This window comes from Christiangramia sp. 3-2217-3z (assembly GCF_051195275.1).
In the GTDB taxonomy this organism is placed as follows: domain Bacteria; phylum Bacteroidota; class Bacteroidia; order Flavobacteriales; family Flavobacteriaceae; genus Christiangramia; species Christiangramia marina.
The window spans coordinates 15,072-27,324 of record NZ_JBNJLI010000001.1 but is presented as its reverse complement, the minus strand read 5'-3'; the positions used below and the strand labels follow the sequence as shown (position 1 = coordinate 27,324).

At 39.8% G+C, this 12,253-nt stretch carries 10 protein-coding genes and 3 tRNA genes; 2 read left to right on the top strand and 11 right to left on the bottom strand.

Annotated features, from left to right (window positions below):
- Positions 1 to 14 precede the first annotated feature (14 nt).
- From ACSHZO_RS00110 to porV, 4 genes are all read right to left on the bottom strand, one after another.
- Entirely contained in the window at positions 15 to 1,739 is a 1,725-nt protein-coding gene (locus ACSHZO_RS00110; RefSeq protein ID WP_298247996.1) for a pyruvate dehydrogenase complex dihydrolipoamide acetyltransferase, read from the bottom strand.
- Positions 1,740 to 1,742: 3 nt separating this feature from the next.
- On the bottom strand, positions 1,743 to 2,744 hold the full coding sequence (gene pdhA / locus ACSHZO_RS00105) for a pyruvate dehydrogenase (acetyl-transferring) E1 component subunit alpha (RefSeq protein ID WP_295178191.1): 1,002 nt from the start codon (positions 2,742 to 2,744) through the stop codon (positions 1,743 to 1,745).
- Between the two features lie 111 nt (positions 2,745 to 2,855).
- Complete coding sequence (gene cdd / locus ACSHZO_RS00100; protein ID WP_298247995.1) at positions 2,856 to 3,338, bottom strand: cytidine deaminase; 483 nt, start codon at positions 3,336 to 3,338, stop codon at positions 2,856 to 2,858.
- 73 nt (positions 3,339 to 3,411) lie between these two features.
- The gene (porV, locus tag ACSHZO_RS00095) at positions 3,412 to 4,566 is read right to left on the bottom strand and encodes a type IX secretion system outer membrane channel protein PorV (RefSeq protein ID WP_298247994.1); all 1,155 of its coding nucleotides are present in this window, start codon (positions 4,564 to 4,566) and stop codon (positions 3,412 to 3,414) included.
- A 418-nt stretch (positions 4,567 to 4,984) separates the two neighbouring features.
- On the opposite strand from porV, the gene gldJ reads away from it, so the two are divergent.
- Together gldJ and ACSHZO_RS00085 are read left to right on the top strand one after the other, a co-directional pair.
- Positions 4,985 to 6,679: a gliding motility lipoprotein GldJ gene (gldJ, locus tag ACSHZO_RS00090; protein WP_298247993.1), complete on the top strand. Its 1,695-nt coding sequence runs from the start codon at positions 4,985 to 4,987 to the stop codon at positions 6,677 to 6,679.
- Positions 6,680 to 6,745: 66 nt separating this feature from the next.
- Entirely contained in the window at positions 6,746 to 8,056 is a 1,311-nt protein-coding gene (locus ACSHZO_RS00085) for a UDP-N-acetylmuramoyl-tripeptide--D-alanyl-D-alanine ligase (protein ID WP_298247992.1), read from the top strand.
- 256 nt (positions 8,057 to 8,312) lie between these two features.
- On the opposite strand, the gene ACSHZO_RS00080 is transcribed toward ACSHZO_RS00085, so the two are convergent.
- The 7 genes from ACSHZO_RS00080 to ACSHZO_RS00050 form a co-directional block, all read right to left on the bottom strand.
- Positions 8,313 to 8,387, bottom strand: a tRNA-Val gene (locus tag ACSHZO_RS00080).
- Between the two features lie 74 nt (positions 8,388 to 8,461).
- Positions 8,462 to 8,536: transfer RNA gene (locus ACSHZO_RS00075), tRNA-Val, on the bottom strand.
- Positions 8,537 to 8,636: 100 nt separating this feature from the next.
- Positions 8,637 to 8,711: transfer RNA gene (locus tag ACSHZO_RS00070), tRNA-Val, on the bottom strand.
- Between the two features lie 130 nt (positions 8,712 to 8,841).
- A complete protein-coding gene (locus ACSHZO_RS00065) occupies positions 8,842 to 9,654 on the bottom strand; it encodes a hypothetical protein (protein WP_298247991.1) in 813 nt (270 codons plus the stop codon).
- Positions 9,655 to 9,811: 157 nt separating this feature from the next.
- Complete coding sequence (locus tag ACSHZO_RS00060) at positions 9,812 to 11,032, bottom strand: bifunctional folylpolyglutamate synthase/dihydrofolate synthase (RefSeq protein ID WP_298247990.1); 1,221 nt, start codon at positions 11,030 to 11,032, stop codon at positions 9,812 to 9,814.
- Positions 11,033 to 11,857 carry an energy transducer TonB gene (locus tag ACSHZO_RS00055; protein WP_295181819.1) on the bottom strand — a complete coding sequence of 275 codons (825 nt, stop codon included), beginning with the start codon at positions 11,855 to 11,857 and terminating at the stop codon, positions 11,033 to 11,035.
- Between the two features lie 3 nt (positions 11,858 to 11,860).
- Positions 11,861 to 12,253: an ExbD/TolR family protein gene (locus ACSHZO_RS00050; RefSeq protein ID WP_295181816.1), complete on the bottom strand. Its 393-nt coding sequence runs from the start codon at positions 12,251 to 12,253 to the stop codon at positions 11,861 to 11,863.

Here is a 12,253-nt window from a genome sequence, read left to right as displayed (position 1 = left end):
TATGACGGCTAAACTTATGCCAGCATCGTCACTGGGTTTTCCATATATGTTTTTAGAGTTTGCAGGAACTGTGCTCCTGTTGCTCCATCTACTGTACGGTGGTCACAAGCAAGGGTAAGTTTCATGATATTACCAACTACGATCTCCCCATTTCTAACTACAGGCTTCTCTACAATCGTTCCAACAGAAAGAATTGCTGAGTTTGGCTGATTGATAATACTTGTGAATTCTACAATCCCAAACATTCCAAGATTAGAAACAGTAAAAGTACTTCCTTCCATTTCGGCTGGTTGTATCTTTTTATTTCTAGCTTTCCCGGCAAGGTCTTTAACATTACCTCCAATTTGAGTAAGAGACATTTGATCAGCAAACTTAAGTACTGGAACTACCAATCCTTCATCGACTGCAACTGCAACTCCCATGTGGATATGATTGGCAAGTTTCATCGTGTCACCTGTCCACTGGCTGTTCACCTGCGGGTGCTTTCTTAAGGCCATTGCTGAAGCTTTGATCACCATATCATTGAAAGACACCTTAACATCAGGCATCTCGTTGATATGCTTGCGTGAAGCCATCGCGTTCGCCATGTCCACTTCTATCGTAAGATAGTAATGTGGTGCTGTAAATTTAGACTCTCCAAGTCTTTTGGCGATCGTTTTACGCATTGGAGAGTTTTTACGCTCCTCATAGCTTTCCTCACCTGCTGGAGTGTATGGCTGTACTGAAGCAGTAGTTTCTTTTGAAGAATCTGATTTTGCTTCTGTAGCAGCTTCCTTCTTTTCAGCTCCTTTAAAGTTTTCGATATCTTTTTTAACGATTCTTCCATTCTCTCCGGAACCATCTACATTTGCAAGATCGATTCCTTTATCTTCGGCCATTTTCTTAGCCAGAGGGGAAGCAAAAATTCGTTTTCCATCGTTAGATGCAGAAGAATCACTCGATTTCTTATCTTCTTTTTCCTCCTTATCTGAATCTTTCGATTCGTCTTTTTGTTTTTCTTCGGAAGAATCTGAAGATTTCTTCTTGGCTGAAGTGTCTGTAGAACCATCAATGCCAGAAACATCTGTTCCTTCAGGTCCAATAATAGCTAGTAAGCTATCAACTTTGGCAGATTCACCTTCCTGGATACCGATCTTTAGAAGTGTTCCTTCATAGAAAGATTCGAATTCCATTGTTGCTTTATCTGTTTCGATTTCAGCAAGAATATCGCCTTCTTCTACTTTATCTCCTTCCTGCTTCAGCCAGGCTGCAACAGTTCCTTCTTCCATTGTATCACTAAGACGTGGCATTTTCACCACCTCAACTCCTTCAGGAATACCTCCTGAAGAATCAGAATCATCAGAAGAGTCTTTATCTGAATCAGATTTACTCTCTTCCTTATCCTTTTTATCATTTTTCTTCTCTTCGGAATCATCATCTGAAGAATCTTTAGCCTCTTCTTTATCTTCCGAAGAATCTGAAGATTTTCCACCACCTTCAATAAGGTCTGAAATATCTTCCCCTTCTTCTCCAATAATTGCCAGAAGCTCGTCAACTGGTGCGCCGTCTCCTTCTTCAACACCTATATGAAGCAAAGTACCATCATAGAAAGATTCAAACTCCATCGTCGCCTTATCGGTCTCGATCTCTGCAAGGATATCTCCCTCTTCTACTTTATCTCCTTTTTTCTTTAACCACTTTGCAACGGTACCCTCTTCCATGGTATCGCTCAAACGCGGCATTTTGATAACTTCTGCCATAGTTTAATCTAATTTATGTGCTAGAAATGGATAATCTTCCTGTTCGTAAACAACATCGTACATGATGTTCTTATCTGGGAAATCTGACTCATCAGCAAATTTCTCACATTCTGCCACTCTTTCCTTTACTCGCTTATCGATCTCCTTGATCTCTTTATCTGAAGCGTATTTTTTATCCTGTATGATCTTCTTCACCTTAGTGATTGGATCTAGTTTTTGATAATCGGCTACCTCATCCTTAGTTCTGTACTTCTGAGCATCACTCATAGAGTGACCTCTGTATCGGTAAGTTTTCAACTCAAGGAAAGTTGGACCGTCACCTTTACGAGCACGTGTGATCGCTTCATCCAAAGCTTCAGCAACCTTTACTGGATCCATAGCGTCTACAGGACCACATGGCATTTCGTAACCATTACCTAACTTCCAGATCTCTGTATCTTTAGAAGTACGAGCTACAGATGTTCCCATCGCGTATCCGTTATTTTCAACACAAAATACAACTGGAAGGTTCCAGTTTACAGCCATATTTAGAGTTTCATGAAGAGAACCCTGTCTAACAGCACCGTCACCCATGAAAGTTAGAGTTACGTTATCCCTTTTGTGGTATTTATCTGCAAAGGCCAAACCGGCTCCTAGTGGAATCTGACCACCAACGATCCCGTGACCCCCGTAAAATCTATGTTCTTTTGCGAAAATGTGCATAGAACCGCCAAGTCCCATAGATGTTCCAGTCTTCTTACCGTAAAGCTCTGCCATCACCCTTTTTGGATCCACACCCATACCTATTGGCTGAACGTGATTTCGGTAAGCAGTGATCATACGATCTTTCTCAAGATCCATCGCATGCAATGCTCCGGCTAAAATTGCTTCCTGCCCATTATATAAATGTAAAAATCCTCTAACTTTCTGTTGAATATAAACCTGCGCAAGCTTGTCTTCAAATTTACGCCAGAACAACATATCCTCGTACCACTTTAAGTATGTGGCTTTTGTAATTTTCTTCATCTAAAATTTATATTTAAAAGGCCAGACAGATTGGTTTTGCCGAGCGGATAACAAAAATACTATTTTCAGCAAGAAACGAAAACAGTTTTAAAGCAAAAAATTACGAAAACCTTATAGACAATTACTGTCAAAAACTAAAGGCAGAATCTCGGCAACCGATGCTGCTTTCATCACCTCTCCGGTTTCACCCATAAAATATAACTCGATAGCTTCCTTTTGCTTTACTTCGTATTCTACCAATGCCTGCCTGCAAGCTCCGCAAGGTGGTACCGGTTTGGTGATTTCCTGGTTCAAAGAACGAGCAGTAATTGCGATCTTCAGGATTCTGGACCCAGGAAACTTTGCCCCAGCATAATAAACAGCGGTTCTTTCAGCACAAAGACCAGAAGGATAGGATGCATTTTCCTGATTGCTCCCAACAACAACCTCACCATTATCCAGTAAAATCGCTGCCCCTACTTTAAATTTTGAGTATGGTGCATAAGCCTGATCTCTTACTTCAACTGCCTGCTTCATAAGATCCTGTAATTCTTCGGAAAGCTCCTGCGCAGAATCATAAACCTCGAGGCTGGTAGTAATATCTAATTTTCTCATTAGTGATTATTAAAGACAACAAAATCGGAAACCCACAGGATCCCCGATTTGTTTATAATTTAAAACGTATTATTTAATTATTGAAAGTATCGCCAAAATTATAGCTCAAACCGAATCTAAGCGTTCCTTCCAGTGGACTAGGCACTGTAGAGGTCGAGAATAAATATGAAGCATCGATCACTACAGATTCATAAGCGAAGCCAGCTCCAAGTGCAAAGAATTTTCTAAAACCTTTTTGATCACTTTCGTTAAAATAACCTGCTCTCAAAGCAAATTTCTCCTGATACCAGTATTCCGCTCCTACTGCAACGGTCACCTCTTTCAATTCTTCTGAAAAACCATCTGGAGCATCTCCGAAAGATTCGAAAATACCACCAATGGAACTGGTTTCGTTATAAATAAGATCATCTTCAGCAGTTATTTGTCCATCACCATTAAAATCCTGCGGAGTTGGAACCAGAAGTTTATTAAATTCTACGTAGGTCCCTAATTTATTATCCACATCAAAAATAAAATCAAAACCACCTCCAAGCTTTAAATTGGTTGGTATGAAGTTTTCCTGACCTGCATCATCATACTTCATTTTAGGTCCAATGTTCGCAATGTTTGCACCTAATCTCCATTGCCCGTCAAAACCTCCAAAGGTTAGATTGGCACTCTGATAATATGCGGCTACATCCACTCCAAAGGTAGAGGCCGCTCCAAGATCCTCGTTATCCTGTAAACCAAGATCAGATCGTAAGTACCGGCCGGCTACAGCCATGGAAATATAATCACTTAGCTTTAAGGAATAAGAAATATCAAAAGTAAGTTCGTTAGGATTCACAAGGATTGGCATCTGCTCGAAGATCTCTCTGGTTTCAATAGAACCAAGGCTGAAATATCTTAGCGAGGCTGCGGCCGCACTTCTATCATCGATCTTATGGAAATAGTTTAAGCTACCAAGAAAGATATCATTCACTATCTCACTGAGGTAAGGAGTATAAGAAACAGAAACTCCATTTTCACTGGTAGCAAAAGCATATTTTGCTGGATTCCATTGTTGAGAGAACACATCTGGAGAAGTAGCGACTCCCTGGTCTCCCATCCCTGCAGCTCTGGCATCTGCCGCTACAAGCAAAAAGGGAACAGCCGTAGTTATCACACGATCCCCACTATCCTCCTGTGCAAATATTGAAAAGTCGACAAGAAAGATCGTCGCGATCAATAAGATTGTAGTTTTTTTCATTTTCCTTATGAATGAATGATAAACAAATATATAGTAATATTCCTGTTAAGAAAGCACCATTTAGCTAAAATGCCTTAGACAGGGGTCGATCAGAAGCTTTTGTGAGATAACTAAACCTTAAACAGTTATAACTCAATATACGACCATTTATTGCAATTTATGAGTATAAATTAAAATTACGGGAATGAAATATACATACAACTGCAATTTTTCATCTTCTTTTCCGTTTTGAAAACCAGATAATCATGAAATTCTAACAGTCTAGTAACTAAGCTTCTATAAATCATTGTTACCTATATCTATATCAGGCAGTTATAGCTTTCAGCGAGCTTTTAGAATTAACAAAATAATCTTGTACTTTTATCGTTAATTAGTATATTGCAAAGCCTAATTTTCTATCATTTAAGAAGGGAATACTATGAATTTGAATGTAGCTTTTAAAGCCGTAATTGCTGTGGTTTGTGGCGTAAGCTTACTGAGCTGTAATAAATCGAACAATTACAAAAATACCTCAAGAGCAACCGGTTGGGATATCAATTCTGACGAAGGTGGCTTTCAATACAATACAGATTATAAAGAGCAGGATGCTGCACCGGGTCTTGTATTTGTAGAAGGAGGAACCTATACAATGGGACGCGTTGCCGATGATCCTATGCACGATTGGAATAACACTCCAACCCAACAACACGTGCAGTCATTCTACATGGATGAAACCGAGGTGACCAATAAAATGTATCTTGAATATCTTGATTGGCTAAGAAAAGTTTTTCCACCAAGTGAAGAGAATTACAAAAACATTTACACCGGTGCTTTACCGGATACCCTTGTATGGAGAAACCGTTTAGGATATAATGAGACTATGGTAACCAACTACCTTCGTCACCCGGCATATGCTGAGTACCCGGTAGTAGGAGTTAGCTGGATACAGGCTGTGGAATTCAGTAAATGGAGAACAGACCGTGTAAATGAAAGCAATCTTGAAAAAGAAGGTTTTATAAAGAAAGGTGCAAGATATACAGATGTTGCTGCAGGTACAACTTTCAACACCGACACCTATATTCATTCTCCTAGCAAGGCTTACGGAGGTAATACCGACATTAGCCAGGGTGGAGACGAATCTCAGGATAGACTTTCTGAAACTAATGAAGCAGGAAATCCTATCAAAAAGGTTTACCCAGGTCGCGAAAGTGGTTTAATTTATCCTGAATACAGACTTCCAACTGAAGCAGAATGGGAATATGCTGCACTGGGCCTTACAGGAATTAGAAGTTATAATACTTATCGTGGACGTAAGAAATATCCATGGGATGGACAGTACACCAGAAATGGTGATGTAAAGAAAATGGGAGATCAGTTGGCTAACTTTAAGCAAGGTGATGGTGACTATGGCGGAATTGCCGGATGGAGTGATGATGGAGCAGATATTACTGCTGAAGTAAAATCTTACGAGCCTAACGATTTTGGCCTGTATGATATGGCTGGAAACGTTTCTGAATGGGTAGCTGATGTTTACAGACCTATAGTAGATGATGAATTCAACGATTTTAACTACTACCGTGGTAACGTTTACACCAAACATGCTATCAATGAAGATGGCTCAGTAAAAGTAGTAGGCACAGATGATGTTGTTTACGACACTTTAAGTAACGGGAAACTGGTAGCAAGAAATCTTCCAGGTGAAATTGCTCAGGTAGCAGTTACCGAAGAGGATACTTACATGAGAACTAACTTCACAGATAGTGACCAGAGAAACTTCCGTGATGGTGATAAGAGCTCTAGCAGATATTACCAGGCATTTCAGCAAGATGATGAAGATCCTAACAAGAGAATGTATAACTCTCCTAAATATGACAATTTCACTTACGCTGATAGTAGTTCTGATGGATCGCTGTCAAAAAGAGGGTATGATACAGAGAAAAGAACAACGCTTGTAAGTGACGAAGTAAGAGTATATAAAGGCGGTAGCTGGAGAGATCGTGCTTACTGGCTGGATCCGGCACAAAGAAGATATTTCCCGCAGGATATGGCAACAGACTATATTGGTTTTAGAAACGCTATGTCCAGAGTTGGTTCGAAGTCTCTTAATGACAATAAAACCGCAAGAAGCAACTAGACTTCCTGAACATAAAATAAACTTAAAGCCCTAACTTGTTTAGGGCTTTTTTTATAGATTTATTTCATGAATACAGCCAGACTACACCAACGCTTCTTATTATGCAGTGGAGCAAACACAGATACCAGAAAAATAAAACAAGGTTCCATGTACTTCGCTCTTAAGGGCGAAAACTTCGACGGAAACCTATTTGCGGCAGATGCGCTTGCTGCGGGCGCACGTTACGTGGTTGTTGATGATAAATTGGTTGCCGAGTCCAGTGAACAATACATATTAGTAAAGAACGTACTTGAATCATTACAAAAGCTAGCGCTGTTCCATAGAAATTATTTAGGCATTCCAATTTTGGCAATTACTGGAAGTAACGGTAAAACGACAACTAAAGAGTTAATCAACGCAGTACTTTCCAGAAAATTCAAAACCATTGCTACGCACGGTAATTTAAATAATCATATCGGAGTGCCACTTACCTTGCTATCCATGGATCAGCAAACTGAATTCGGGATCGTTGAGATGGGTGCAAACCATCCATTAGAGATTGCCTTTTTATGCACCATAGCAAATCCAGATTATGGGTATATTACAAACTTTGGTAAAGCCCACCTTGAAGGATTCGGCAGTCTTGAAGGTGTTATAAAAGCGAAGACAGAACTGTATCATTATCTACAGGAAGAGACCAAACTTATATTCCTGAATCTGGATGACGAGGTACAACAAAAGCACAGGAACTATAAGCATACGTTTGCATTTGGTGAAAATCCTGAATCTGAAGTTCAGGTAAAATATCTGGACGGCGAGAAATACGCCGGTGTACATTATAACCAAACCGACTTCATCAGCAAACTTACTGGTAATTATAATGGTCGGAATATGGCCGCTGCCTTGTGTATTGGACTCTACTTTAAGGTCCCATTTGATGAGATAGACAAAGCGATTGCCGCATATTCGCCAGATAATAATAGATCTGAGATGATAGAAGCAGGAAGCAACACGATCATTCTGGATGCTTACAATGCAAATCCAACTAGCATGCAGGCAGCGCTTCAAAACTTTACGAGCTTAAAAACTGACAAACAAAAAATAGCCATTCTTGGAGATATGTTCGAATTAGGAAGTTCTGCACCGGTAGAGCATCAAACGATCATTACAGATGCCGAAAACGGCAATCTGACCGAGATATACCTGCTTGGAGATAATTTTAATCTAACTGAAACTTCCAGCAGCTTTACTTTTAAATTCAAGTCGATGGAAGCCTTGAAAAATCACCTGGAAGAAACGAATTTTAAGAACTGTTATTTTTTGATCAAGGGCTCAAGAGGAATGGCTCTCGAAAGAGTGCTGGAAAATATTCCCGCAGAAAAGTCCAGTAAGAAGTAAGCTAAAAATAGTGTGTAATCTATCGTAAAGCGGCATCATCTATTCGAAAGGAGCTAAGACTGTATGCTAATTCGAGGTAGTTTCGCACTATGATAAAGAAACAATACAAGATTCTGATATCAGCTTTAGGCGTCACGGTCATAGCACTTATCATTTTGATAAGCACCTTGCTTTCGTAAAGCTGTAAAATAAAATATATAAATAAAAGGTTCCTTCGGGAACCTTTTTTAGTTTCAACGAAATTTAACCTCAATAGTGAGTGATACTGGATTCGAACCAGTGACCCCTACCCTGTCAAGGTAGTGCTCTGAACCAACTGAGCTAATCACCCTTAATATCAAATATAGAAAAACAGAAGACATTGCATAGAAAAAGGCTTCCAAATATGGAAGCCTTTTTAATAAGTGGGCGCGAAGGGATTCGAACCCCTGACCCCTTGGGTGTAAACCAAGTGCTCTGAACCAACTGAGCTACGCGCCCGAATAAATCGGTATTCATTAAATTTTCGCAATCACTTCTCAGCATTTATACTGAGTTAAGCTAAAAAAAGGTTTCCATTACTGAAAACCTTTTGATTCTGTGGGCGCGAAGGGATTCGAACCCCTGACCCCTTGGGTGTAAACCAAGTGCTCTGAACCAACTGAGCTACGCGCCCTTGCGTGATTGCGGATGCAAATATAGACTACATTTTCATTTACACAAAACAATTTTAAAGAAATTACAAAAGAAAAACTGTGATAGAGCACTCCTGAATTGGAACTTATTAATTATGAATTAGTTGTAACCTATTTCATTAGAGATGGAACATTTCTGTAAACATAGTCCCCATGTTTTCCCGTGAACAGCTTAGTCATTTCTTCCATAAACTCTGATCTTTCATCTTCGTCTGCCCAATGAGAATTAACAAGACCTTGTTCCTCTTCAAAGAATTCTTCAATATCACCGAGTTTATCGAATACAAATACTTCGTTCATTTCACGAGCATTTGATCCCCAGAGATGCCTGTGAGTATAGTAACCTTTTAATTTCTTACTCTTTTTAGTGATATTTTCGTAATACTGCTTGAAGTTCTCAGGTGTTCCTTCTCCATTCATACTTAGATCTGCAGTCCTTACATAATAAATCTTCGGGTTTTCTTTATCTACAGTTTCTGGTATTGAAAATTGCATGGATTGATAGATCTCATCCCGATGTTCTGCAGAATAATAAGATTGCTGCTTTTCAAAAAATTTCTTTCTGGATTCATCATCCTTCCAGCCTTCAGCAATGAGTTCCTCAGTTCTGCTGTTCGCCTCCTCTATATCGTTCCAGGTTCTGTACACATTCACCAGAACAACTTCAGAATTATCTGGAGTGAAATAGTGCGTAAAAACGCCAGAACTAAGAATAAGGTCATTTTTACTGGCAACCTTTTCGAAATACTCCTTTTCAGTATCTAACCATCCCGAGAAATCTGTGTCAGGATCGTCGCTCCAGTGAGTTGTGGTCATCGTAATGTAAACCGGTTCGTACTGCTCGGTCTCTTCAGTTTCCTGCGTGTATACTGCAAGCTGAAAGCCCAGGAATAACAGAATGCTTAATTGAATAGTGCTTTTCATTTTTTCGAGTTTTAGTTATTAAAACACAGCAAAATGGTTAGCCCAATGTAGGATTGGAGTTATAATAGCCTGTAGGATATTTCAGAAGTAGGGCAGCGCTCTATTACAAAGTCTTCTAAAGAAACAAATAAATGTTAACTAACACATTATCATTAGTCTATAGAACTTCAGCAACTGTAAAATTACTGCCTCCAATAAAAATTAGATCTTCCGTATTAGCTCCTTTCCGCGCGGTAATATATGCTTCGGAAATAGAAGAATAAACATTTCCATTCAAACCAAATTTGAGACTTTCTTTCTGCAGAAATTTAGCAGGCATTCCACGAGGTACATCTGGCTTTGCAAAGTAAAAGTCGGCGTCTTTGGGGAATAATGGTAAAATTGAGTTCAAATCCTTATCGTTAACGACTCCCAAAACTATATGTAATCTGGTGAAGTTTTCTTTCAGAAGTTGCTGCAATACCAGCTTAAGCCCTTCAGCGTTGTGGGCGGTATCACAAATGATCTTAGGTTCATTTCCCAAAATCTCCCATCTTCCTCTTAAACCCGTATTGCTCTGTACTTTATTTAAACCATGAATAATAGCTTCAGAAGTAATCTTCCAGCCACCTTTGCGTAACATCTCAATACTTGCCAGAACTGTCTTTTTATTATACTCCTGATAAGTTCCTATAAGATCGGAATCAACTTCAGCCAGCTCAAATTCATCAGCAAAAAACAGAGGAGAATCCACTTCAGCAGCTTTTGCAGTAAAAACAGGCATGGTTTGATCATGTCTCTCACCAATTACAACCGGAACAGAATTCTTAATAATACCAGCTTTTTCTGTAGCAATTGCAGGCATATCTGTTCCCAGAAATGCAGTATGATCCAGACCAATATTGGTTATTACAGATAATTGAGGAGTGATAATATTCGTTGAATCTAAACGTCCTCCAAGCCCGGTCTCAATGATCGCAATGTCAACTTCACTCTTTGCAAAATAGTCGAAGGCCATTCCCACAGTCATTTCAAAAAAACTAAGTCGGTTGGTTTCCAGAAAATTTTGATTCACTTCAATAAAACCAACAACTTCTTCTTCTGAAATCACCACACCATTAATTCTTATTCGTTCTCGAAAATCCTTTAAGTGAGGCGAAGTGTAAAGCCCAGTTTTATAGCCAGCTTCCTGAAATATCGAAGCAAGCATGTGACTCACCGAGCCTTTACCATTTGTACCGGCTACATGAATACTTCGGAATTTATTTTCGGGATGATCCAGATGTTCTGCAAGTTTAAGGGTATTGGAAAGATCCTTCTTAAACGCACTTTTTCCTACCCGCTGATACATGGGTAATTGCTGAAACATCCACTCCAGGGTTTCCTGATAGGATTTCAATTATTCGGTAAGTTTAAAGTTATAAATTATGGTTCCAACCTGTTTGGAAGGTGCATTGGAATCACTGTTGAATCTGGTTGCTAATGCTGCTCTTTGCGCGGGGCCTGTTAAACAGGCTGCACTATTGGTAGTGCCTTTCATTCCGGGCTGAGCGCTTACTACGCGACCGGTTTGATCTACCACGATTTTCACTACCACGATCCCAGACTCATTACAATCCTGAACAAATTTCTCTTTGTTCAATGCTTTTCTACCTCCAAGCCTGTAATTTCCATCACCATCCAATCCTGATCCCTGCCCATAATAAGAACTGGCATTTGGATCACCATCTGGACTACCTTTATCCCCTGCTTGGTTGTCATTGCCTTCACCGCCGGTAGCAGTTCCAGATCTTTCGGGTCCGTTTAAGATACTGCTTAAGGCATCATTAGTAGATTTATCTGGCTTTGGCTCAGGTTTCTTAACTGGCTTCGGCTCTTCCTTCGGAGGTTCCGGCTGTTTTGTTTTTACAGGCGTAGGTTGTTTTTTCTTTTTCTCGATCACCGGAGCTTCTTCAATTTCCTGGGTTACAACTTCCTTTTCGATCACAGGTTCAGACTGCACCGGTTGAGCTGCTGCCTGTTTTGGAGCAGACTTTACCGGTTCAGTAGGTTGCTTATCGCCAGAACCCACTTCCGAAGTACCAAAATTTATCGCGATCCCATTTTCAGGCGGTGGATCCAAATAAGTCATTCCGAAGAAAATCAACAGAAGAATAAGCAGCACATGTAACACTACAGTGATGGTAAAAGACTTCTTCTCATGTTTAGTTTCCAGCATCGACATTCTCTATTCAGGTTTTACTGCTAATACGATTTTGTAGCTATTACGATTGGCAATATCCATAACGTTCACAGCTTTCTCAATTGGCACTCCTTCTTCAGCCCGCAGAATGATCGTTGGGTTCTCTTCTCCGGCAAGTTTCGTCTTCAGTGTAGATTCAAGCGCGCTACTACTTACACGTTCGCTATTAATATAGAACTGCAGATCTTTCGTAATACTCACGGAAAGTGTTTGCTGACTGGTAGTCTTACCCTTTGCTTTAGGCAAAATAAGATCCAGCGCTTCCGGAGTGATCACAGGTGAAGTCAGCATAAAAAATATGAGTAGAAGAAAAACCACATCGGTCATCGAACTCATACTAAATTCCGGACTTACTTTATTTCTACCTCTTAAATTCAT